Origin of the sequence: Marinomonas primoryensis, from assembly GCF_013372285.1 — a bacterium.
Lineage (GTDB): Bacteria > Pseudomonadota > Gammaproteobacteria > Pseudomonadales > Marinomonadaceae > Marinomonas > Marinomonas primoryensis.
The window spans coordinates 2,629,228-2,653,949 of the sequence record NZ_CP054301.1 but is presented as its reverse complement, the minus strand read 5'-3'; the positions used below and the strand labels follow the sequence as shown (position 1 = coordinate 2,653,949).

20 protein-coding genes are annotated in these 24,722 nt (G+C 42.6%); 13 read left to right on the top strand and 7 right to left on the bottom strand.

The features are described 5' to 3' along the window. Positions 1–21: 21 nt before the first annotated feature. The 3 genes from MP3633_RS12250 to MP3633_RS12240 form a co-directional block, all read right to left on the bottom strand. Entirely contained in the window at positions 22–765 is a 744-nt protein-coding gene (locus tag MP3633_RS12250; RefSeq protein ID WP_176335757.1) for a class I SAM-dependent DNA methyltransferase, read from the bottom strand. Between the two features lie 208 nt (positions 766–973). Continuing rightward, entirely contained in the window at positions 974–2,266 is a 1,293-nt protein-coding gene (locus MP3633_RS12245) for an NCS2 family permease (RefSeq protein ID WP_176335756.1), read from the bottom strand. Between the two features lie 279 nt (positions 2,267–2,545). Beyond that, positions 2,546–3,406 carry a TraB/GumN family protein gene (locus MP3633_RS12240; protein ID WP_176335755.1) on the bottom strand — a complete coding sequence of 287 codons (861 nt, stop codon included), beginning with the start codon at positions 3,404–3,406 and terminating at the stop codon, positions 2,546–2,548. Between the two features lie 277 nt (positions 3,407–3,683). Between MP3633_RS12240 and MP3633_RS12235 the strand changes: the two genes are divergently transcribed. The 13 genes from MP3633_RS12235 (at position 3,684) to MP3633_RS12175 (ending at position 18,445) form a co-directional block, all read left to right on the top strand. After that, the gene (locus MP3633_RS12235) at positions 3,684–4,208 is read left to right on the top strand and encodes an RNA methyltransferase (protein ID WP_112137812.1); all 525 of its coding nucleotides are present in this window, start codon (positions 3,684–3,686) and stop codon (positions 4,206–4,208) included. A gap of 222 nt (positions 4,209–4,430) precedes the next feature. Then, the gene (locus MP3633_RS12230) at positions 4,431–5,186 is read left to right on the top strand and encodes a DUF481 domain-containing protein (protein ID WP_176335754.1); all 756 of its coding nucleotides are present in this window, start codon (positions 4,431–4,433) and stop codon (positions 5,184–5,186) included. A 75-nt stretch (positions 5,187–5,261) separates the two neighbouring features. Next, positions 5,262–6,287, top strand: a complete 1,026-nt coding sequence (locus MP3633_RS12225) for a CobW family GTP-binding protein (RefSeq protein ID WP_176335753.1) — start codon at positions 5,262–5,264, stop codon at positions 6,285–6,287. 229 nt (positions 6,288–6,516) lie between these two features. Then, on the top strand, positions 6,517–8,322 hold the full coding sequence (locus MP3633_RS12220; RefSeq protein ID WP_176335752.1) for an acyl-CoA dehydrogenase C-terminal domain-containing protein: 1,806 nt from the start codon (positions 6,517–6,519) through the stop codon (positions 8,320–8,322). Positions 8,323–8,402: 80 nt separating this feature from the next. Next, positions 8,403–8,717 (top strand): SCP2 sterol-binding domain-containing protein, encoded by a 315-nt coding sequence (locus MP3633_RS12215; protein ID WP_112137819.1) that lies wholly within the window; start codon positions 8,403–8,405, stop codon positions 8,715–8,717. Positions 8,718–8,824: 107 nt separating this feature from the next. Beyond that, complete coding sequence (locus MP3633_RS12210; protein ID WP_176335751.1) at positions 8,825–10,522, top strand: AMP-binding protein; 1,698 nt, start codon at positions 8,825–8,827, stop codon at positions 10,520–10,522. Positions 10,523–10,567: 45 nt separating this feature from the next. Continuing rightward, positions 10,568–11,128 carry a DUF2889 domain-containing protein gene (locus tag MP3633_RS12205; RefSeq protein ID WP_176335750.1) on the top strand — a complete coding sequence of 187 codons (561 nt, stop codon included), beginning with the start codon at positions 10,568–10,570 and terminating at the stop codon, positions 11,126–11,128. Next, positions 11,128–11,880 carry an enoyl-CoA hydratase-related protein gene (locus tag MP3633_RS12200; protein ID WP_112137824.1) on the top strand — a complete coding sequence of 251 codons (753 nt, stop codon included), beginning with the start codon at positions 11,128–11,130 and terminating at the stop codon, positions 11,878–11,880. Before MP3633_RS12205 ends, MP3633_RS12200 begins: the two co-directional genes overlap by 1 nt. A gap of 295 nt (positions 11,881–12,175) precedes the next feature. Further along, positions 12,176–12,928, top strand: a complete 753-nt coding sequence (locus MP3633_RS12195; RefSeq protein WP_176335749.1) for an electron transfer flavoprotein subunit beta/FixA family protein — start codon at positions 12,176–12,178, stop codon at positions 12,926–12,928. Further along, positions 12,925–13,854 (top strand): electron transfer flavoprotein subunit alpha/FixB family protein, encoded by a 930-nt coding sequence (locus MP3633_RS12190; protein ID WP_176335748.1) that lies wholly within the window; start codon positions 12,925–12,927, stop codon positions 13,852–13,854. The genes MP3633_RS12195 and MP3633_RS12190 overlap by 4 nt, the downstream gene beginning before the upstream one ends. Before the next feature lie 90 nt (positions 13,855–13,944). Then, the gene (gene fadB / locus MP3633_RS12185; RefSeq protein ID WP_176335747.1) at positions 13,945–16,095 is read left to right on the top strand and encodes a fatty acid oxidation complex subunit alpha FadB; all 2,151 of its coding nucleotides are present in this window, start codon (positions 13,945–13,947) and stop codon (positions 16,093–16,095) included. A gap of 27 nt (positions 16,096–16,122) precedes the next feature. Further along, positions 16,123–17,298, top strand: coding sequence for an acetyl-CoA C-acyltransferase FadA (gene fadA, locus MP3633_RS12180; protein ID WP_112137830.1), 1,176 nt, complete (start codon positions 16,123–16,125; stop codon positions 17,296–17,298). 181 nt (positions 17,299–17,479) lie between these two features. Beyond that, complete coding sequence (locus MP3633_RS12175) at positions 17,480–18,445, top strand: D-2-hydroxyacid dehydrogenase family protein (RefSeq protein ID WP_176335746.1); 966 nt, start codon at positions 17,480–17,482, stop codon at positions 18,443–18,445. Between the two features lie 144 nt (positions 18,446–18,589). On the opposite strand, the gene MP3633_RS12170 is transcribed toward MP3633_RS12175, so the two are convergent. From MP3633_RS12170 to codB, 4 genes are all read right to left on the bottom strand, one after another. Then, complete coding sequence (locus MP3633_RS12170; protein WP_176335745.1) at positions 18,590–20,623, bottom strand: methyl-accepting chemotaxis protein; 2,034 nt, start codon at positions 20,621–20,623, stop codon at positions 18,590–18,592. Positions 20,624–20,915: 292 nt separating this feature from the next. After that, on the bottom strand, positions 20,916–22,175 hold the full coding sequence (gene codA / locus MP3633_RS12165) for a cytosine deaminase (protein WP_176335744.1): 1,260 nt from the start codon (positions 22,173–22,175) through the stop codon (positions 20,916–20,918). An 8-nt stretch (positions 22,176–22,183) separates the two neighbouring features. Continuing rightward, positions 22,184–23,428 carry a PucR family transcriptional regulator gene (locus MP3633_RS12160; protein WP_176335743.1) on the bottom strand — a complete coding sequence of 415 codons (1,245 nt, stop codon included), beginning with the start codon at positions 23,426–23,428 and terminating at the stop codon, positions 22,184–22,186. After that, on the bottom strand, positions 23,425–24,681 hold the full coding sequence (gene codB / locus MP3633_RS12155) for a cytosine permease (protein WP_176335742.1): 1,257 nt from the start codon (positions 24,679–24,681) through the stop codon (positions 23,425–23,427). Before codB ends, MP3633_RS12160 begins: the two co-directional genes overlap by 4 nt. Positions 24,682–24,722 lie beyond the last annotated feature (41 nt).

Here is a 24,722-nt window from a genome sequence, read left to right as displayed (position 1 = left end):
CGCTGGCGTATTAAGCCTTTTCTATCGTTTTACACACAGAAAAATTGCGTTACCAGATGCCTTGTCCCAAGCAGTAATTTTGTCGTGCTCATGTTCAAAAATATGAACGTCAAAATACGGTATTAATAGTGTTTTTAGCTCATCAAAGCTTAATGCCACCATGGAGTGCTCGTCTGTCCAGCGCTGAGTTTCTTCTGTCGTTTTTTTCTCAATACTCAGTTTTAGCGTTTGTTTTTCTCCTTCACCACGATAATACCAAGATGACCCAAAGGAAAGTTTGCTGTTTTCGTGTATGACGCTGTGCTTTGCAAACAAACTATTGTCTATGTAGTTTTTATCAACGGAATTGAAGCAAAAAACACCGCCGTTATTGAGTGCTTTATGTACGCTTTGAATGCAATTTTTTAGGTTTTGTATATCGCCACTGTAATGGATTGAGTATAAAAAGCAGGTGATCAAATCATAAGGTTTGGTTACCTCAAAATCACACATGTTACCTAGCTCGAATTGCGCATCAGGGCAACGCTGTTTGGCGAGGTCTAGCATCGGTTGGTTAATGTCTAGCCCGCTGCATTGATAGCCATCTTTGATAAGATAGTAAATGTGTGGTCCCGTTCCGCAGGCCAAATCTAAATGCCGTTGTCCGCTGTTTCCGAAAATCTGTTGAAGTCTATGCGTGCTATTGCTCTGGGCTTGGTAGTTGATATCGGCACACATTAAATCGTAATAGCCAGATAAATCCGTATAGAGCGCATTGTTAGACATATTTTGATCACTTTGGGGGTAAAATTCGATGGCGAATCATATAGTAATACGTGGTTTTGGCGAAGCTGAAAAATGCCTGTAGTGTTAAAGAAAATGTGTGTTAAAGAGTGAGTGGCGAGATACGCGAAGCAGAAATAAAAAAACAAGCGCAGAAAATAATTTCTGGGCCTGTTTTTTGTCGTTTCTTTAGTGATGGGAAATAAAGTAATTATACAAAAATAAAGAATTTTGCAATAAACAAGGCCGCTAAAATGTACACAGCGAGGCTGACTTTTTTACCCTGACCAGACAGCAGTTTGATCACTGCGTAGCTGATAAAAGACAGCGCAATGCCATCGGCGATAGAGTAAGTCAGTGGCATGGTAAAAGCGGCAATTAGAACGGGTGCTGCTTCTGAAATATCATCCCAATCGACATGAGCAAGGCTGCTTGTCATCAATACAGCCACATACATTAATGCACCAGCGGTTGCATACGCAGGGATAGAGCCGGCTAGTGGTGCAAAGAAGAGACTTAGTAAAAATAATAAGGCAACGACAACAGCGGTTAAACCTGTGCGTCCACCAGCGGCGACGCCAGAAGCACTTTCGATGTAACTGGTTGTAGAGGACGTGCCTAAAGCCGCACCCACTACCGTCGCACTAGAATCGGCAAGAAGGGCTTTTTTAAGGCGTGGTAGCTTACCGTTTTTGTCTAATAATCCACCACGTTGGCCTACGCCAATTAGAGTGCCAGACGTGTCAAATAAATCGACAAAGAAAAACGCAAAAATTACGCTTAACATACTTATTTGGAAGGCGCCCTCTATGTCCATAGCTAGAAACGTTGGCATAATAGAAGGTGGCATAGAAACCAGCCCACCAAATTCATTTTGACCAAATGCTATCGATAATACCGTAATGAAAAGTATGCCGATCATGACCGCGCCAGTGATGTTTAAATACGCCAAAGCGCAAATAACAAAAAAACCGAGCAAACCATAAATAGCTGATGGGGAGGATAGATCGCCCAATGACACCATAGTTGCTGGGTTTTTCACTATGATGCCTGAGTTTTGCAGCGCAATCATCGCTAGGAAAAGACCGATACCAGCAGCAATGCCGAGCTTTAATGAAGAAGGGATAGCGTTAATGACCCATTCTCGAAGTCGGAAGATACTGATGAAAATGAAAAGAATACCTGATAAAAACACAGCGCCCAGCGCTTGTTCCCAAGAGTATCCCATGCCGAGAACAACGCCGTAGGTAAAGAAGGCGTTCAATCCCATCCCCGGTGCTAATGCAATTGGGTAGTTGGCATATAAGCCCATAATCAAACAGCCAATCGCGGCAGCAAGACAGGTTGCTACAAAAACCGCACCTTGATCCATTCCTGCTTGGGCAAGAATAGATGGGTTAACGAAGATAATGTAGGCCATCGTCAAGAAGGTAGTGACTCCTCCGACGACTTCGTTACGTATCGTAGTATTGTGTGCTTTAAGTTGGAAATAACGCTCGAGCATGGGGCAGCCTTTTGCTAGTAGGACGACGAAATTTATTTAATGGTGAGTTCATGTGTTTGAGGGCTGAACTTGTCATTAAATACGCCGAGATAAGTTTAGTAACTGATCATCTGGTCAGTAAATCTTTTCGGCGGCAAGTATAAAAAATTCGAGGTGGTTTGGGGAGAATAAAATGCAATAAATAGTCAAATAGGTTTTATATGATGACAAAACTCCTCTTTTTGTAAGCTTTCTCGATCTATAAAGCCGTATTGGTCGTGGCTTATGGCAGTGAGCTGTTTAAAGGTTGGTAATTTGATAGCCGTTGGCTTTAAGTTTTTCTAAAATACTGTCCTCTCCCGCAAGGTGCATAGCCCCAACCATAATGAACTCGACGCTAGTATCGTTCAGCATGCGTTCAATTTGAGGCATCCATAGATTGTTTCGTTCTACTAAAAGTGACTGATAAATTTCAGGATAATCTTTTTTGAAGTCTTTTAACTCCAAATTCGCCATGCTTTCCATATCTCCTTTACGCCAGCTTTTTCGAAGATCGTTCATGGTTTTAGGCATATTCTTTATTTCTGATAATGTGTAGTTAATAACGTCATTGCCGTCTTGCTTGTTAAGACTACTGAGCATTTGCACTTGGGTTTCGGGCTCTTCAAGCCATTCTCTTGGTTTGTTGTCTTGTTGTGCTTTTTGCGCATAAAACTGATCAACACCTTGACTGGTAAACCCTAAGTGCTTTAGCTCAATCATACTCAGAGAGATAGCCAATGCACTTGGTTTTAAATTCTGTATGGCCATAATTGGAATTTGTCGTGCGCTTAAATAGATTTTGAGTGACTGGTAGGTCTCAGGTGTAATGACTTGGTCGATGGTTGTGTCATCAGAGTAAGACAATTCAGCCTGCATGTACTTTTGAAACGCCGGATTACTAAGAGTCTCCATATTGGTTTCAAAAATGACTTTGTTTGCTGCTTGGTAGGCTTTTTCATACGCGGTGGGCAAGGGGTAGTCTTGCGGTGTTAATAAGTGAATAGTGCCACCAATGTAAAGCGTATTCGAGCCTGAAGTGACTTTCCAAACAGACGCGGCTTGAGTTTGAAATGTGGCGGCCGCCAATAAGGTAAGGCCAAGTTTTTTAAAAAGATTCATGAATGTCCTGAATGATTTTGTTAATCAAATAAAGTGTCACTGACCCGTTTTTTTATAATACTGCTTAATTTTTTAAGTCCGCAGTCTATTTTCTGCCATCAGTGTACTCATCTGAAGGCAGAGCGAAAGTATTCGATGACTGTTGTGTTTCTTTTTTCTTATTTTTAGCGAGTAAGGGGCGCTTATATGCGACATTCTGGTGTATCAAGAGTAGCGATACATACTAGCGAATAATGATATTATTGAGCTGTTTTAATGTGTGCGTGGTAAGTTTTTGATGAAAAAAGAATTTGTAACTATAGGTTTAATCAACCCTAAAAATACCGCTAATGTTGGCTCGGTTATGAGGGCGGCAGGATGTTACCAAGCGGATCAGGTGTTGTATTCAGGTCAACGCTACGATCGTGCTGTTAAAATGTCTACGGACACAAAAAACATGAGTGCATCGATCCCTCTGACCAATATAGAAACGCTCGGGGTGGACAGTTTGGCGGATGCCGTGGATCTTGAGACTAAGATTGTCTGTGTGGATTTGATTCAAGGTGCAACGCCACTTCCTGCTTTTAATCACCCTGAAAAAGCATTGTATATTTTTGGTCCTGAGGACGGCACGATAGATCAAAAAGTTGTAGACCGAGCGGATTTCGTGGTGTTTGTGCCTACGATAGGTTGTATGAACCTTGCCGCTTCTGTGAATGTACTGCTTTATGATCGGTTGGCTAAGTCTGCAAGAGGTGACGCCGGCGATGAGCTTATTCGTCAGAGTAAGGATGTGAATAACAACGTTAAAGTGCGCATTTAATGTAAGACTTCTCTGTTTTCTTATCTACTATTTTTCATATAGTTAACAGTATTTTGACTGTGAGATTGCCGCATCAATGAAAGAATGTATTCCAGCCTGAAGGCCATTTAGGAAGGGAGGCAAGTGTTTGGCTTATTCCAATTTTTAAACATCTCCTTGTTCTTCGCTTCTTCCTTTTGGTCACATGGCATTTATTTTACGAAATAAAAGGAATGCATTCCGATGAGACCGTTAAAACGAGCAGTGCTTGCTGGTTTAGTTTTTGCGATACCTTCGCTCTATGCAGCAGAATTTTCATCGCATAGAGAGCCCTTAGAGCCCTTAAGTATGGAGGTGCAGTTAGGCGTTATTGCGACGACAGGCAATACTGATAGTTCGGCTTTGAAAGGTAGAGCGACAGTAAAGCAAGACTTTAGGACATGGAAAAATAAGTATGAGTTTGATGCCTTATACAAAAGAGACAAGCATGACGGAGAGAATGAAACGACGGCACAAAAAATATTTTTATCGGCACAAAGTGACTATAAATTGAGTGATGAAAATACGTCTGTTTTTATTTTTGGGTCGTATACAGATGATCGTTTTAGTGGCTATGACTACCAAAATACCCTTGCTGTTGGTTATTCTAGGCGATTATTTTCTGACCAACACTCTTTTCTAGATTACAACATAGGACCTGGTTATTCCTTTAACAGTACGGATGCTGGGGGTAAGGAAGACGTCATCATTATGCATATAGAAGCGGAATACGAATACAATTTTAGTATGGAAGTAAAGTTCACGCAGATGCTGGGTAGTGATGTTGCCGTGGAAGGAAACAAGAATACATTGTCCAAATCTGAATCTGCCATTACGGCGAGACTAAGGGATAATTTGAGTATGAAAGCGGCTTATAGTATCACTCACAATAGTGAGGTGTTTGATGATAGAGAGAAGACAGACTCAACGACCAGTATAACGCTGGCGTATTCATTTTGAATTAGAATAGATTGCTTTTTCATGCCGCTGGCATTGTAGTATGTCTTTGTTATGTTTTAATTTTTGAGGTTTCTTATGCGTTTCCAAGGAATAAAAGTCACGTTAGTGACGGGCTTTTTAGGCGCGGGTAAAACCACATTAATCCGACAGTTATTGACGCAATCACCACCTAACGAACGCTGGGCTGTACTGGTTAATGAATTTGGTGATATTGGGCTGGACAGTGCTTTTTATGCGGATTTAGATGTCGCTATTAGCGAGGTACCGGGCGGTTGCGTTTGTTGTACAACGTCTGCCGCCTTTCAGCAAGGATTGAACCAACTGATCCGCCAATACAATCCAGATCGAATTTTCATCGAACCGTCCGGCCTTGGTCATCCTAAGCAAATTATTCAGAAGTTACGTGGTGATGCTTATCAAGATGTGTTGCTGTTAACGGGTGCTTTTTGTGTGCTAGATGCTCGTAATTTAAATGACGAACGCTATACAAAACATGCCATTTTTAATGATCAAATTGAATCTGCTGATGGCATTGTGCTGAGCCATGTAAATCGTTATCAGCAAGATGATATCGATTTAGTAAAGGCTCGTTTTGGGTCTTTTTCTATACCAACACGTAAGCCAACCCTGTTTTTCTCTGACCCTATGACGCTTGATATTGACTCTTTGGATATCGGTTTAAAAGACATGCCGTTTCTATCAAATATTCCAAAAGAGGAGGAGCATCAGTCACCTGAGCACCACACCCACGCTCATCATCATACGCAACAGAAAGCACCACTGGACGATGACACTCGATATTATCAGAAGCAGCAAGATGCGATGCAGGTGTTAGGTTGGCGTTGGTCTCGTGATCATTGCTTTGATGAAGAAAAGGTCAATTCAATCGTTCATTTTATAGCGTCACTTGACGGCGTTTATCGAATTAAGGGTGTGTTTGTTATTAGTTCAACTAAGGCTGTTTTTGTGAATGTGGCACGAGGCGAGATTTCTATGAATACATCTGTATGGCATGAAGCCAGTCGAATGGAGGTCATAGGAGGAATTGAAGGCAATTGGCCTAATGCGCTTCGGCAGCGTTGTGATGATATTCTTTCTTAAGCGCTTCTAAGCAATTCTCAGAGAATGGATGAGGTCAATTGATAGGTTTTTATGCCTTGGCGCCTTACTGATTCTCTTTGTGTGACTAGTAAATGTATTATCTTGGTCTATTTTGTCATTAACTTTGGCACCTTTTGTTATTGAGAGAAAAGCGCTTATAGAGGAACCTTTCTAGCATAAGCAGTTCCTATTGGAACGGATGAAATAAAACAATAAGAGGTCATAGGCCATGCCTGAATATAAAGCGCCCTTGCGCGATATCAAATTTGTTACTGAAGAGGTTCTCGATTTTCATGGACATTACGCTAAGTTAGCCGGTGCTGAAGAGGCAACGCCTGATATGGTAGCGGCTATTCTAGAAGAGGGCGCAAAGTTTGCTGAGCGTGTCCTTTCTCCTCTTAACCGTATTGGCGACCAGCAGGGTTGTCAGTTTAAAGACGGTGTAGTTACGACTCCCGACGGTTTCAAAGAAGCGTATCAGCAATATGTTGAAGGCGGTTGGCCATCTCTTTCTCATCCAGAAAGTGTAGGCGGACAAGGCCTCCCTGACTCACTTGGTATGATGGTGACGGAGATGATCGCCACCTCTAACTGGTCGTGGGGCATGTATCCAGGTTTGAGTCATGGTGCGATGAATACGATTGAATCGCATGGTACGGATGAGCAAAAACAAACATACCTAACGAAACTGGTATCTGGTGAATGGACAGGCACTATGTGTTTGACCGAATCTCATTGTGGTACCGACCTTGGTATGATGAAAACCAAAGCGGAACCGCAAGCGGATGGTAGTTATGCCATTACAGGTACCAAGATTTTCATCTCTGCTGGTGAGCATGATATGGCTGGCAATATTGTCCATATCGTGTTGGCTCGTCTACCGGATGCGCCTGCTGGCACGAAGGGGATTTCGCTTTTCATTGTTCCAAAATTCAGTGTTGATGAATCAGGTGAAAAAGGCGAACGTAATCAAGTGTCTTGTGGTTCGATTGAACATAAAATGGGCATTCACGGCAATGCAACGTGTGTGATGAACTTTGATGGCGCGAAAGGCTTTTTGATTGGTGAAGCGAATCGCGGCTTGAACTGCATGTTCACTTTTATGAATACAGCACGTATTGGCACGGCACTTCAAGGTTTGGCTCATGCTGAATGGGCATTGCAAAACTCCGTTGCGTACGCCAAAGATCGTCTACAAATGCGTTCTTTGTCTGGACCAAAAGCACCAGATAAAGCGGCAGATCCTATTATTGTTCATCCTGATGTACGTCGCATGTTGCTGACGCAAAAAGCGTTTTCAGAAGGCGGTCGAGCATTGATCCATTATTGTTCTATGCTAGTAGATACAACTAAAAGAGGCTCTGCTGATGAAAAAGCGGAAGCCGATGAATTAATGTCTCTACTTACACCGATCGCAAAAGCCTTCTTAACCGAAACAGGTTTTGAATCAGCGAACCAAGGACTGCAAGTATTCGGTGGACACGGTTATATTGCCGAATGGGGTATGGAGCAAAACGTACGAGATTGCCGTATTTCAATGCTATATGAAGGAACAACCGGTATTCAGGCGTTGGATTTATTAGGTCGTAAGGTACTGATGACGCAAGGCGCTACTTTGCGTCGTTTCACCAAAATAATTCATAAGTTTTGTAAAGAGCACAAAGGCGATAAGCGTCTTAAGTCTTACATCTCTGCGCTAGACAAAGTTAATAGCGAGTGGGGAGATGCTACGATGAAGATTGGTATGAAAGCCATGCGCAACAAAGACGAAGTGGGTGCCGCATCTGTTGATTATTTGATGTTCTCTGGCTACGTTGTATTGGCTTATTTCTGGGCGCGTATGGCTGTGGTGGCACAAACAAAACTAGACGAAGGTACAGATGAAGTCGGTTTCTATACGGCGAAATTACAAACTGCGACTTTCTACTATGAGCGTTTGCTGCCTCGTACAAAGGCGCATGCCGAAGCCATGCTTTCTGGTGCTGATAATTTATTGGCAATGGACGAAGATAACTTTCTATTTCTTAACGCTTAGTCGTTAATAGAAAAGAATGATAACGAGAATAAACATGTGAAATGGACATGTTATTTTAAACCGATTAAAGGGTCAGAATTATGAGCGAAGCAAAAGCGGTATTTGAATCTATGTTGGGTCGTTTTGATGCAGATGAAGCGGATGATATGGAGGCAGTGTTTCAATTTGACTTAGACGATGCTGACAACTATCACTTAATCATCGCTGATGGGAAATGTGTGATGGTGGAAGGGGAAAACGATGACCCAACCGTGACGTTAAGTATGGACCTAGACACACTCAAAGAAGTCATGAGCGGTGAATTAGATGGAATGGCGGCTTTCATGCAAGGTAAGATTCGAGCAGAGGGTGACATTATGTTGTCAACCAAGTTAACTCAAATTTTCCCGTTGTAGGTTTTAATTGTTGCAACCTTAATTGCTTTAAAGCTCAACTACAATTTGCGTAGTTGAGCTTTTGTACTTACCTATTCTCCTAAATAAAAAAAACAAAGGAGCTTTATATGACAATGGATACTTCTGCTCATAGCAATCTATACATGGGGAAAGCCCCAGGTAGTTATTTACCAGATTCACTTAACCCGCACGGCTATCAGTCTTTAACGGATGTCTTGGCTTTAGCAACGAAAAATTTTGCAGATCGAGCGGCTTTTACGAGTGTTGGTCAAACCATTACTTATCGTGAGTTAAATGAAAAATCGGATCAATTCGCAGCGTATATTCAACATCAAACTGACTTAGAGGTAGGTGATCGAATTGCGATTCAATTACCCAATGTTATTCAATACCCTGTTGTATTGTTTGGTGCGTTAAAGGCCGGTTTAATTGTTGTTAATACTAACCCTTTGTATACAGCAACAGAGCTTGAGCATCAGTTCAACGATGCGAATGTAAAAGCGTTAGTCGTGTTTGCTAATATGGCGCATAACGTTGAAAAAATTCTCGCAAAAACCTCAATTAAGCATCTTATTATCACTGAAATTGCTGACTTCCATCCGCCACTAAAACGCCTTTTGGTGAATTTTGTTGTTAAGTATGTGAAAAAAATGGTGCCTGCTTATCACCTTCCTAGCGCTCTAACACTGAATGAAGTGCTGGCTAAAGGCAAAGGAAAGGCGGTTGCCAAAGTCAACAGTACACCGGATGAAGTTGCGGTATTGCAATACACTGGCGGTACAACGGGTGTAGCAAAAGGCGCCATGCTTACGCACGCAAATTTAATCTCTAACATGTATCAACTGAGCTCTAGATTAATTTCGATTATTGATGAGAAAGAAGAGGTGTATATTGCGCCTTTGCCTCTTTATCATATCTATGCATTTTTGATACATGGTTTAACATTACTAGAGCGCGGTGCTCATAGTGTTCTTATTCCCAATCCGCGAGACTTGCCTGGCTTTGTTAAAGAGCTTAAAAAATGGCGCTTCACCGGCTTCTGCGGCCTTAATACTTTGTTTGTTGGGCTGTGTAATAACGCCGATTTTCGTGCCTTAGACTTTTCAAGCCTTAAGCTCACATGTTCTGGCGGTATGCCGCTGACACACGCAGCCGCTAATGAATGGAAAAAAGTGACAGGTTGCCAAGTTGTAGAGGGTTATGGCTTGACCGAAACATCGCCAGTTGTGTCATTTAATCCAATAGGGAAAGAGCGCATTGGAACGATTGGTCTTCCGGTTACTGAAACAGACATTAAAATTCAAGGGAGAGATGGCTCTGCGTTGCCGCAAGGCGAGTCCGGTATGTTATGTGTCCGTGGTCCTCAGGTGATGAAAGGTTACTGGAATCGTGAAGAAGCGACCCGTGAAGCCATGACGGAAGATGGTTTTTTAATCACCGGTGATATTGCTATGCAACATCCAGATGGTTATTTACAAATTGTAGATCGCGCAAAGGATATGATCATAGTGTCAGGCTTTAATGTGTATCCGACGGAAGTGGAAGATTGTCTTTCATCGCATCCAGCGATTCTAGAATCAGCGGCCATTGGTGTGCCAGATGACAAAGCGGGTGAGGCGGTAAAAGCGTTTGTCGTATTAAGAGCGAATGCTGAAAAGCCAGATGTAAAAGAATTAAGAGCTTACTGCAAAGAGCATTTAGCGGCCTACAAAGTGCCTAAGTACTTTGAAATCAGAATGGAATTACCAAAAACAAACGTTGGCAAAGTACTGCGTCGAGCTTTGCGAGAAGAAGAGCAAGCCTAAGTCTCATGTTCATAGCGCCTTTTAGCCAGTAACAGGAGAGCAATCATGACGCAGGTTAAGCGTAAGTTAATGCATCGACGCTGCATCGAATCCTATGGGTTCTTACGCGATGATGGCTTGTGGGATATTGAAGCCAACATGAAAGACCTTAAGTCTTATCATGTGAATCGTGAGTTTGATGGTAGTTTGGTGCCTGAAGGTAGCCCATTTCATGATATTTCCGTTACGTTAACACTGGATGACACCTTCTTGATTAAGGAGGTAGTTGTCTCTATGGACGCTTTTCCTTTTCCGAGTTGTGGTGGCGCTGTTCCCAGTTTTAATGCACTGGAAGGTACGCGTATTGGGCCAGGTTGGAATCGCTGGCTGAAGGAAACATTCAGCGGTAAGGTCGGTTGCACTCATGTCTTGGAGCTTTTTCCAGTGGTTGCAACGACTGCGTTTCAAACCATGTGGCAACCGTTAGGTGAAAAATACCCAGAGCAAGTTCCAATAGCGTTGACTAAATTGGTTAACAGCTGCCATGGTTGGGCCGATGATGGCCCAATGGTACGTAAGTTAGTCGATGAACAAATACTTCATATACCTTCTGAGGAGTGTCAGTAGTGAGTGATTTTGTTACTGAAAAAATCGAGTCTGGTGTGCAGATTTTGTACCTCGATAGAGTAGAGAAGAAAAACGCCATCACTTTAGACATGTATCAAGCGCTAACCGATGGACTTCGTCGGGCTGAGCTGAATGCCGATATAAAAGTGACGTTGATCTACGGTTTAGGTGGTGATTTTTCTTCTGGGAATGACATTAATGAGTTTGTTCAAATTGCCCAAAAGCCTGAAAAAATGGAAGCCATCATGGCTTTCTTACAGGTTCTAATTGGCTACAAGAAACCGCTTATCGCTGGTGTTGAAGGCCGAGCTGTAGGGGTTGGCGCGACCATGTTGCTGCATTGTGATTTGGTGTTGGCTTCACGTGAAGCGCGGTTACAGTTCCCCTTTGTCCAGTTAGGTCTAGTACCTGAAGCGGCATCAAGCCATTTACTGCCTCAGTTGGTTGGTCACCAAAAAGCGTTTGAAATATTAGTGCTTGGTGAGTTTGTTGATGCGCAGATGGCGTATGAAATGGGGTTAATTAACCATTTATGTGAAGAGGGTGAAGCGTTTAAAGTAGCTCTATTGTATGCTGAAAAAGTGGCCGCTTTACCCGTCGAAGCCGTGGCATTGAGTAAAGATTTACTTAAATATCGAGGTCAGGATGACGTACAAATGGCATTGATGCGAGAGGGGCGTATATTTAAAGATCGCTTAGGTTCAAAAGAAGCACATCAGGCTTTTTCTAAGTTCTTGTCTCGTAATAAGTAATATTTTTACATCTATTAAGAACCTCACCTCAGTGTGAGGCTTTTTTGTTTATGATTCCTGTCATACAACGATACTATTCGTCTTTTTTTATGCACCTTTGCGTTACTTATTTCAGTCGATTCGTACTAGAATCAGGGAGATGTTTACGCCTGAAGCGCGTGATTTATCGCTGTTCAGGGTGTTTTTTAGCGTAAGGGTGAATATTTTTGTCAGTTAACTGGCGCTTTTTTGTTATTGATGAAAATCCTTCTCAAACTACTATAGATAGCAAGAAAATAATATATATGAGGGACTTATGAAAATCCTAGTATCCGTAAAACGAGTGATTGACTACAACGTCAAAGTTCGCGTCAAAGCTGATCATACTGCGGTTGATCTGACCAACGTTAAAATGTCTATGAACCCTTTCTGTGAAATCGCAGTGGAAGAGGCTATTCGCCTAAAAGAAAAAGGCGTGGCGACAGAAGTCGTTGTGGTTTCCGTTGGTTCTAAAAGCTGCCATGAAACATTGCGAACGGCGCTTGCTTTAGGTGCAGATCGGGCTATTCAAGTAGACACGGAAGACGGTTTAGATTCTCTTTCGGTGGCTAAACTATTGGCTAAAGTGGCTCAAGAAGAAGCGGCCGATTTAGTGATCATGGGTAAACAAGCGATTGACTCTGATAATAATCAGACAGGACAAATGGTTGCCGCGTTATTAGATTATCCACAAGCGACGTTTGCTTCTGAAGTGGTGATTGAAAACGGTGAAGCACAAGTAACTCGTGAAGTGGATGGTGGTTTGCAAACATTGGCTATCACGCTTCCTGCTGTTATTACTACAGATTTACGTTTAAACGAACCGCGTTTTGCTTCTTTACCTAATATTATGAAAGCTAAGAAAAAACCATTGGATGTGAAAACACCGGCGGATCTCGGTGTCGAAATTGGCTCTAATGTCAGCATTGTTTCTGTTACACCGCCGCCGCAACGTGCGGGTGGTATTAAAGTAGGCTCTGTTGCTGAGTTGGTAGACAAACTTAAGAATGAAGCGAAGGTGGTGTCATGAGCGTATTAATTATTGCAGAACATGATAATAAGACTTTAAAACCTGCGACCTTGAATACGGTGACGGCAGCGACTCAAATTGATGCTGACGTTCATTTATTGGTTGTCGGTTTTGAATGCCAAACTGTGGTTGAGCAAGCAAGCCAAGTGGCGGGAGTGACCAAAGTTATGGTCGCTGACAATGCTGTTTACGAACACCAATTGGCAGAAAATGTTTCTAAATTGATCGTCGAAGTGGCCAGTGGTTACAAGCATATATTAGCGCCAGCAACGACGACAGGTAAAAATACGTTGCCGCGCGTCGCCGCGTTATTGAATGTGGCGCAGTTGTCAGATGTCATTAAAGTTGAGTCGCCTGATACATTTGTGCGTCCAATTTATGCGGGTAATGCTATTGCGACGGTGAAAACGAGCGATTCGGTTAAAGTTTTGACGATCCGTACGACAGGTTTTGATCCAGCTGCAAGTGAAGGTGGTAATGCTGAGCGTGAAGTGCTTTCACAAGCGATTGTTTCTGACCGTAGCCGTTTCGTAAAAGAACAATTGGCTGAATCTGATCGTCCAGAGTTAACGGCGGCTAGAGTGGTTATTTCTGGCGGACGTGGCATGGGCAACGGTGACAACTTCAAACTATTAGAAGGGGTTGCAGACAAATTAGGCGCGGCGATAGGGGCTTCTCGCGCCGCCGTTGATGCCGGCTTTGTTCCTAACGATTTACAAGTGGGTCAAACCGGTAAAACGGTTGCGCCAGATCTGTATATTGCCGTAGGTATCTCAGGTGCAATTCAGCATCTTGCAGGTATGAAAGACTCTAAAGTCATTGTTGCTATCAACAAAGATGAAGAAGCGCCTATTTTCCAAGTAGCGGATTATGGTTTGGTTGCGGATCTATTTGATGCCGTACCAGAGTTAGAAAAGAGCCTTTAATCACTCTGTGAAAGAAAGTAAAACATTCAAATACCGGATTACGGTGCGTCAAAACCACCGTAATCAAAATAAAAATAATTGGAGACCAGCATGATATTCGAAGGACAAGCAGTCAAGGTTGCAGTCGATGATGCAGGCGTGGCAACGGTCACTCTGGATTTGGTCGGTGAGTCGGTTAATAAATTCAATAGTCTTACCTTGGGTGAATTAGCGAAAGCCGTCGACATACTGAAACATACGGACGATCTAAAAGGCGTTATTTTTGCGAGTGCGAAAGACGTGTTCGTCGTTGGCGCAGATATCACAGAATTTACGTCATGGTTTAAACTGGATGACGAAGATTTAGCGGATAAGCTACAAGACGCTCATAATATTTTTAATGATATTTCTAACTTATCTTGTCCAACGGTTGCTGCTATTAATGGCATCGCTTTGGGTGGTGGTATGGAGCTGGTTTTATCGTGTGATTATCGTGTGATGGCTGAAACCGCAAAAATTGGTTTGCCTGAAACACAGTTGGGTATCTATCCGGGTTGGGGCGGCACAGTACGCTTACCGCGCTTGATCGGTCCAGATAATGCTTGTGAATGGATTTGTGGTGGTGCTCAGAAACGCAGTGCGGATGCGCTAAAAGATGGTGCGGTGGATGCCGTTGTTCCTGCTGCGAAGGTCAACGATTCGGCTCGCCACTTAATCCAACAGGTACTTGACGGTAAACTTGATTACCATGCACGCCGTGATGAATTGCGTGCGCCTATGGTATTTTCTCCTATCGAAAAAATGATGATTTTCGAATCGGTTCGTGGTGTGGTTGGAGCAAAAGCAGGCAAACATTACCCTGCACCAATGGCGGCGATTAAGACGATAGAAAAAGGCATCAGTCAGGACATGGCAAAAGCCCTTGATACTGAAATCAAAGGTTTTATTAAACTGGCGAAAGGCCCTGTAGCAAAATCTTTGGTTAACCTATTTTTAAGTGATCAACAGATTAAGAAAATAGCAGGAAAATACGCTAAAAACGCGACGCCTGTTAAGCGAGCTGCTGTATTAGGTGCCGGTATTATGGGCGGCGGTGTTGCTTACCAGTCTGCTTCTAAAGGCACACCAATCATAATGAAAGACATTCGCACCGAGGCATTAGAGCTTGGTTTGAGTGAAGCGAATAAACTGTTTAATGGTCAAGTGGAGCGTGGGCGTTTAACGACAGAAAAAGCCTTTAAAGGTATGAGTGCCATTGTTCCAGCATTAAGCTACGGCGAATTTGAACATGTTGATTTAGTGGTTGAAGCCGTTGTTGAAAATGTGAAGATCAAGAAATCGGTCTTGGCTGAAGTGGAAACGAAGATTGCCGATGATGCGATTTTAACGTCGAACACGTCAACGATCTCTATTACTGAATTAGCAAAAGATTTAAAACGTCCAGAAAACTTCTGTGGTATGCATTTCTTCAACCCTGTGCATCGTATGCCTTTGGTCGAAGTCATTCGTGGCGAAAAAACTAGTGATGCCGCTATTGCTAAAACCGTTGCGTATGCTCAAGCGATGGGCAAAACCCCAGTTGTAGTGAATGATTGCCCAGGTTTCCTTGTGAACCGCGTCTTGTTTCCTTACTTCGCCGGTTTCTCTTTGATGATGCAAGAAGGTGCTGATTTTCAAGTGGTCGATAAAACCATGGAGAAATTTGGTTGGCCAATGGGCCCTGCTTACTTATTAGACGTGGTTGGTGTCGACACCGCATTCCATGCCGATCAGGTGATGGCAGAAGGTTTTCCTGATCGTATGAAACATGAAGGCAAAAATGCTGTTGATCGTTTGTTCGAGCTTGAGCGTTTTGGCCAGAAAAATGGCAAAGGTTTTTATAGTTACGAACCTGATCGCCGAGGTAAGCCGAAAAAAGTGTTCAATGAAGAAATTAATGCTTTGTTGGCCCCTGTTGTTACTTCTCAGTCTGAATTGACCGAAGAAGACATTATTGCTCGTATGATGATTCCGCTTTGTGTCGAGACTGTTCGATGCGTAGAAGAAAACATTGTTGCGTCAGCAGCGGAAGCAGACATGGGATTGATTTATGGTATTGGTTTCCCTCCATACCTTGGCGGTGCATTGCACTACCTAGACCAAATGGGACTGCAGGCATTTTGTGACCTTGCAGACAAATACAGCCACTTAGGTAAATTGTACGAGCCGACCGCGAAAATGCGTGAGATGGCGAAAAACAATGAAACCTATTACAGCGCATAATTTCCCAGAGGCTAGAGGAGAATTTCCATGAAACTGAATCCAAATGATGTCGTGATTATCGACGCAGTTCGCTCACCGATGGGTAAAACGAAAAACGGTGTTTTTCGCAATGTTCGAGCTGAAAATTTATCGGCAGGGCTAGTGAAAGCCTTGTTTAAGCGTAATCCAGATGTCGATCCAAAAGACGTAGAAGATTTGATCTGGGGTTGTGTTAACCAGACTCTAGAACAGGGTTTCAACATGGCACGTGCTGTGTCCTTGTTGGCTGGGTTGCCAATCACAACCGCAGCGCAAACAGTAAACCGTTTATGTGGTTCGTCTATGTCGGCGATTCACACCGCAGCGCAAGCGATTATGACAGGTCAAGGTGATGTATTCGTGGTCGGTGGTGTTGAACACATGGGCCACGTAGGCATGATGCATGGCGTTGACGTAAACCCTGCGTTGTCCAAACACATGGCTAAAGCGTCCATGATGATGGGTGTAACGGCGGAAATGCTAGGTAAAATGCACGGCGTTAGTCGTGAAGCGCAAGACGAATTCGCGGTGCGATCTCACCGTCTTGCTTATGAAGCAACGCTTCAAGGACGTTTCAATAACGAACTCGTTTCTATTGAAGGCCATGATGCTGAAGGCAATAAAATCCTAGTCGAAGTGGACGAAGTGATTCGCCCAGAGACGTCTATGGAATCGTTAGCGGCATTAAAACCTGTTTTCATGCCTAAAGTCGGTACGGTCACAGCAGGTACTTCTTCTGCCTTGTCTGACGGTGCGTCTGCGATGCTGATGATGTCTGCGAAAAAAGCGGAAGAACTGGGTCTCACTCCGATTGCCAAAGTACGCAGCATGGCTGTTGCTGGCTGTGATCCTGCGATCATGGGTTATGGGCCGGTTCCAGCGACGAAGAAAGCACTTAAACGTGCCGGTTTAACAATAGATGACATAGACATTGTCGAGCTAAACGAAGCCTTCGCAGCGCAATCTATTCCAGTGTTGAAAGACTTAAAATTGATTGATCTAGTCGATCAGAAAGTAAACTTAAATGGTGGCGCAATCGCCCTTGGACACCCATTAGGTTGTTCTGGTACGCGTATCTCCACGACCTTGCTTAACGTGATGCGTGAAAAAGACGCCACCATTGGTCTTGCTACCATGTGTATTGGTATGGGCCAAGGTATCGCAACCGTGTTCGAACGTGTGTAAAAAAGGTTGAACTAAGCGCATGAAGTTATGTGCCTCCTTGCTTTAGAACAGCAAATTAAAATCTCTGTCTTTGCCCCGCCTTGTGCGGGGCTTTTTTTTGCGCTGGTGTTTTCTGTGTTCTTGTCAGATGATGAGAGTCATTCTACAAGTGACAACAAAATTGGCTAAAGGGGGTCGTTTCGTGAAAATAGCGGTATTAGATGATTATCAAAACGTTGTAAAAAAACTAGCGTGTTTTCCTATTTTAAACGCTCATGAAGTACATATATTTAATGATACCTTTACAAATACCGACGACTTAGTCGCGAATCTAAAGGATTTTGATGTCCTTGTTTTGATCCGTGAACGCACGGTAATTACTGAGGAATTACTGTCTCGATTGCCTAACTTAAAGCTGATTAGTCAAACAGGAAAGGTCAGTAATCATATTGATGCCAAGCTTTGCCACCAATATGGTGTTGCCGTGTCGGAGGGCGTTGGTTCTCCTGTTGCCCCTTCTGAATTATGCTGGGGGCTTATCATGGCTGCGAGTCGGCACATTCCTGCGTACGCTGATAATTTTTCAAAGGGACTATGGCAACAATCCGGTACTTTAGGTCTAGGTCGGGTGTTGAATGGGTCTGTATTGGGTATTTGGGGGTACGGTAAAATTGGTCAGCGTATTGCTCAATACGCGAAAGTATTTGGTATGAAAGTTCTTGTTTGGGGAAGTGAAACTTCCAGAATGTTGGCGCAAGAACACGGTTTTTCAGCGGCGCAATCGAAAGCTGAATTCTTTCAAACCGCCGATATTATTTCTTTGCATTTAAGGCTGCATGAAGCCACTACAGCGTGTGTGACTAGGGACGATTTAGCACAAATGAAGTCTGATGCGTTGTTTGTGAATATCAGTCGTGCGGAATTGGTGGAAAGTGGGGCTTTGTACCATGAGATGTTGTCCAGTCCATCCAAAAGTGCGGCGGTTGATGTATTTGAAGCAGAGCCTGCTAATCTTGATAGCGTGCCTTTGTTATCGCTGCCAAATGTGCTCTGTACACCACATATTGGTTATGTAGAAAAATCCAGCTATGAGCTTTATTTTAAGATCGCCTTTGAAAATGTTGTCGCGTTTTCGAATGGAAAACCGCAAAGTTTGGTCTACTTATAGCTAAACTTAGATCATGAATAGTGAACCTTTCGTAACACTGTTTGGAATATTAAACCTTCTAGCTCTTTTTTTTTTCTATCATCGTGATTACAACGCCGAGTCGTAGGTTTGTTTATACTCGGCGTTGTTTAGCTTAACGTAGTACTACACTTTAAACCGTCCAACCTCTTTGTTTAGGGTTTTATAAAGTTCGGTTATTTGTGTGGATTGATTATTAATGACACTGGATACATTTTTAACCCCATCCGTTTGTTCTTTTAGCAGCCCTAAATTTTGATTAATATCATGGGCAAGAGAGGCCTGTTCATGAGTCGCTTGTGCTGTTTGTGATGCCATTATTTGTACTTTTCCGAACGACTTATTCAGTGAATCAAAAATATTGATAACACTATCGAAATTCGAGGCGGTATTGTCTGCATTCTTTCGACTGTTTTGTGTAGACATTGAAGACTCTTGAACATTAATTTTCAAACGCACAATGATGGTTTCAATTTCATCTGTGCTGCTTTGAGTTCGAGTGGCCAGTGTCCTGACTTCATCTGCAACAACTGCGAATCCGCGGCCTTGCTCTCCTGCTCTAGCGGCTTCAATGGCAGCATTTAGCGCAAGTAAATTGGTTTGCTCGGCTATATTCCTAATAACTTCTAATACTGAGCTGATGGCTTCTGAACTTTCTTCTAAGTCGGCGGCTCTGCTTAGTGACTCTTCAATATCGTTAATCAAACTTGAAATGGCTTTATGTGATGTATTTACAGCTTGAATACCTTGCTCTGTCAACTGGCTGGATGTTTCGGCCTCTGTTGCTGTGTCTGTTGCTACTTTCGCTATTTTTTGATTGGAGGAATTCATTTCATGCCCTGCGCTGATCATAGATGCTGAGGCATTGACTAAAGCATGAGTGATATTATTGGTGTCTTCTGAGGCGCTTTTTAAGTCTGTTGTCATGGCCCCTAATGCGTTTGATTGGGTGTGTATGTTATTGATGATTTTACGTAGTTGTTCTACAAAATTGTCAAATTCTTTGGCGAGGTCTCCCAGTTCATCTTTTGTACTAGAGTTAATTCGCTGCGTTAGATCGCCATCACCTTCTGCGATTTCACGGATTCTAAGAGACATACTTTCAACATTTCGCGTGATTTTTAAAGGGATGAAATAACCAAAAAATAGTGCAATCACAAAAGCGATAATAATAATGACCATTGCTATTTCTTGATTGAGTGCGATGCTGTTTTCAGTTTGGATTTCCATTAGACGAGAATGGTTTCTTACGGATTCTCCAGCAATATCAAGTATTTCTCTTATCTGTGAAAATTTTTGGTCAGCAATGATAAATTCTTGTGGTAGTTTTGCGTGGTTTTGTGCGGCAGATGAGTTAAGTTGTTTTAGGCTTTCTTGGAGCCATTCATTAAATAGTAAATCGAAGTTTGCATAATCCTTAGTCAGCTCCGGATTGTTTAGAAGGCTACGATAATTATGAAATCTATCTAGTGATTGCGCTGTATTAATTTTGAAGATTTCTTTGTTTTCTTCGAGATCCCCGTCACCGGTGATGATTTTTTGTTGTGCCAATCGTGCTTGATAAATATCTCTGTCTGCATTTAACACTTCAGACATCGCTTCTATATAATTGTTGAGTTCAGACGTGGAGGTCAGGCTGTCCTTTATCTTTCTTGTATGATCCCGAAGGTTTTCTCCTGCTTCATCTAATATATGTCTGATAGTTAGGAATTTTTCATCCAAACTGTTAACGCTTTTAGAAAACTGAATGCCATTTTTGGACGAGTCCAAGAGTACTTCACTTGCAGTAATCCATTCACTGTAAAGCGAATCAAAGGATTCGAATGGGCTTAGGAGCTCTTTGGGTTCATTTTGAAGAAATTTCCTGTAGAGCTGGAAACGATCAAACACTTGTTGGGCATTTTCTCTAAAGTCGGTTTCATTACTTTCAAACGTTCCTTCTCCAGTGAGCATTTTTTCTTGCGCTAGTCTAGCTTGATAAATATCTCTATCGGCATTAAGAACTTCTGAGATGGCTTCAAAGTAATGCTCAGCTTGTACTTTCATTGCACTTTTTTGTATGCCGCTCATAAACACCATAAAGGCAAATAAAGCGATTAAAATAACGGAGAGAAAGATGATCGGTAGCATCATCTTGATTCGAATAGAGTGGATACGCATACACAGTCCTTTTGTTCGTATTTTGTAAGGTAAAGTACAGTTTAGGAAAGGATGTTTATTACCGCAAAAAATATTGATCATTTAATGATTAAGTGCGGTTTTATTTCATTGAAATAGAGTATTTTTAAATACTTTGTATTTTTTAAGGTATTAACGCCTTTAATATTAGGGTGTTTTTTGTCCTGCTGTATGAAAAGACGAAAAGCTCTTATCCTGATCAACCTATTTATACAGCCGTATTCCCTTTTGAACATCTTTATTAAGATTGGCGATAAAGTTGTTTTTGGCTTATTTACCAATTTGGCACAGTGGTAATCCAAGGTTTAGTCATAACGTGCGCAGGTTGTCGTTGCATGATGATTTCGCCGTGACGCACTGACAGCAATACGTCACCTTGCCGACGCACAACACTGTAGTCGTCGTGTCCTTCCAGTAAGATGAAATTCGCAGGATTACCGATTTCTATACCATAGCCTGTTAGGCACATTGTTTTAGCACTGTTGTCTGTAATCATGTCTAACGCTTTGGCGTAATCTTGATAGCCCATCATTTGGCAGATATGCAATGCAAAATCTAAGGTGCGCAGTAGTTTTCCATTGCCTAGTGAGTACCAAGGATCGAAGATAGAATCTTGACCTAAACAGACGTTGATATTGGCTTCGCGTAATTCTTTAACACGAGTAACGCCACGACGTTTTGGGTAAGTATCAAATCGGCCTTGTAAGTGAATGCTTTCGGTTGGGCAGGAAATAAAGTTAATGCCTGAATTTTTTAATAAACGGAACAGTTTCGAACAATAAGCGTTATCGTAAGAATGCATGGCGGTTGTGTGGCTTGCAGTGACGCGTGATCCCATATCGTGAAACAGTGCTTCACAGGCGAGAAACTCTAAAAACCGAGAATTCGGATCATCGATTTCGTCACAATGTACATCAACTAGGCGATCATATTTTATCGCTAATTCCAAGATTAGTTTGACGGACTTTTCACCCAATTCACGTGTGTATTCAAAGTGTGGAATACCACCTACAACATCGGCGCCTATTTTTAAGGCTTCTTCCATCAGTGCTAAGCCATTGGGGTAGGACAGCATGCCATCTTGTGGGAAAGCGACGACTTGTATGTCTATTTTATCTTTTAGCTCGTCTCGTAATGCACATAAAGTACGAACACCAATCAAGGTTGGATCTGTCGTATCGGCATGGGTTCGAATGGCTTGTACGCCGTTTTGAACCAATAGTTCTATGGTGGATAGGGCGCGCTTGCGAATGTCTGCTTCATTCAGCATCGGTTTGCGTTGGCTCCAGCGCTCAATACCTTCGAATAAGGTGCCGCTTTGATTCCACTCCGGTTCACCCGCCGTTAACGCAGCATCGAGATGAATATGTGGTTCAACAAAGGGGGCACAGGCAAGATTTCCTTCTGCATCAAATTCATCATTAGTGACGGCTAAAGTATTGTCTTGTTTTTCGATTTTAGTGAAATGGCCGTTTTCAATTTTTAAGGTGAATAATTCAGCTTGTTGACGTAAACGGGCGTTAATAATATGCATAAAAAACCTCAATCGTTGGGGCTGATAAGTGTATTGGCTTGTTCTTCAATATCGTGATGGTGAAACAATATCTGTTCAATCAGTAGGGCATTTTGTAAGTTGAGCCGTAAAAAAGAATCTTGTAAAGAATAGCCTAGACGTTGTTCAATTCTGTTTAGGCGATAACTTAATGTGTTCCTGTGAATGCCCATTGCATCTGCAGTTTGTTGTTGGTGTCCAAAGTGGTTGAAATAATGGTTTAGAGTGGACTTCATTTCCAGTGTGGAGGTGTCGCGTGCAAAACACAATTCCCCTAAATGTTGTTTGCAAAAGTCCGATAATAAACCGCGGTTTGGAATAGCCGCATACAAGCGGGCAATGCCTAACTGTTCATAGAAAAATATACGTTGATGCTGATGTTTGACTGCAAATTGCAATGCTTGACGAGCTTGCTCTGTTGCATCGGCTAGCTTGTCTAAACCTGTTTTTCTCTCGCTTACACCAATGCATAACACCAGCAGTGGAAACTGTTTTTGTAGCAAGTTCAGTACTTGTTCTAATTCGTCATAGAGTTCTGTGGTGTCTTCAGAGACGGGCCATATCGCCAAAAGGTCTTTTTCGTAAGTCAGAACCGGCCAGTCAATGTCTCTGCGTTTTAGTATACTGCCTAAATGCTGTTCCAGTTCATGGTGCAAGTGTAGCAACTGATGATTTGAGTCTTTTATATTTTGATCGAGATGACTGATTCTTACCGCGAAAGTGGCGAAAGGATTCGTATCACTAATGCCCAGATCCCCAGCACGTAAATGAATCAACTCAGGTGCTTGATCAAAGCCATTAATGAGTTTTGTTAAAAATAGCTTAACCGATTTACCTAGTAAGTTATCTTGCACTATGGCGTTACTGATGACCTCGGTTACCAAGACCATTTTCAAGCTATAAGGCTGTTCTAATACAGGAAGTTGGTGTTTATTGGCAAGTTCTAATACGCTGTTGGGAATGTACTGAATAAACTCAGGGCCAGTCAAAATGACCATCCCTGCGACGTTACTGTTTACCGCTTCTTGAACGAGTAGACAGAGGTTTTGTTCGGTACGACAATGATTTATTCCTGTAATAAAAACCAGTTCGCCACCGCTGATCCAAGCTTGAATAGAATCGTTTTCAGCGACATAAGGCCAACGCACAATACGTTGGCCTCCGGTTAATCCTGCTCGAAAGGTAATGCTTTCTAGCCCTGGTAAGCGGGGGATGTCTGCGCAACAAATACTCACTGAGCGTCTAGCGCTTTGGCTGTTTTGCGAAAAGCCAGAAAAGATAAAATACCGTATGACACCATAGCCATCAAAACGCCAACGATAGGCGGCATGATAGGAGAAGCATAAGCTGCAGCGGAAGCAATAGCGTAAGACCCAAGTCCAATCCAGTTAAAATCTGGTAACTGAGCGTTTGCCAATAATGGATATTGGCCTTTATGGCGCAGCCAGAAATCGGCCATGATCACACCGCCGATGGGTGGAATAAAGGTCCCCAGTAAAACTAGAAAAGGAATCAAGAAGTTATACATGCCAAAGACAGCCATTGTCGTCCCGATGGCGGCTCCAATGACGGTAATGGTTCGACGTTTGTCAGTACGAAGCAGGTTACAGCCCGCAACAGCAAAATTATAAATTGTATTGTCTTGAGTTGTCCAAATATTCAGAAACAACATAAGTACAGCTAGCACGACAAAACCTTGCGCCAGCATGACATCAACAATGTCGGCTTGTTGATAGATTAATGTGCCAAGAGCGCCGGTTAATACCATTAATCCATTACCGATGAAGAATGCGGCCATGGTTGCCCATATTGCGATTTTGCCACTCTTAGCAAATCGGCTCCAGTTGGTTGCTTGAGTGGCACCGCTGACAAACGTTCCAATAACAATGGTAATGGCGGCAGTGAAACTTAAACTTTGAGTCGGTTCAATACCGAATAAAACAGACACACCGCCTACATCGACTAGTCCAGTGTAAAGACTGATCAAGATAAAAATAAGCATGGCGGGAACCGCTACCCGCGACAGCATGTCCATACCGCGAAAGCCAATCATGGCGGTAATACAGAACGCCATGCCGAATAAAACCATTAAGGGCGTTTGCCAAGCGTCTGGAGTACCTGTTACCTTGACCAAAACAATGGCAAGTGTCGCCGTTCCCCACGCATACCAGCCAATTTGAGTGAAACCAAGAATAAAGTCTGACAGTTTACTGCCAATTTCTCCGAAGCAAAAACGTCCCATGAGTACGCTGTTTAGACCACTTTTATAAGCGATAAAAGCCAAACAAGAAGCGTAAGTGCCGAGCAGCAAGTTGCCGACCAAAATAACTAAGAGCAATTCGAAAAAAGAAAAAGCCGTGCCTAATGTTCCGCCAGCCCACATAGTAGCGGTAAAGAAGGTAAATCCAAGTAGAATAAACGCCATTGGTAATAAACCTCGGCGTTTACTTTTGGGTACTTCAATTAATGGATAATCTGATTGCGTCATAGTCGTCTCCCATGATGAATAAGCCAAAATAGCTTACTAGG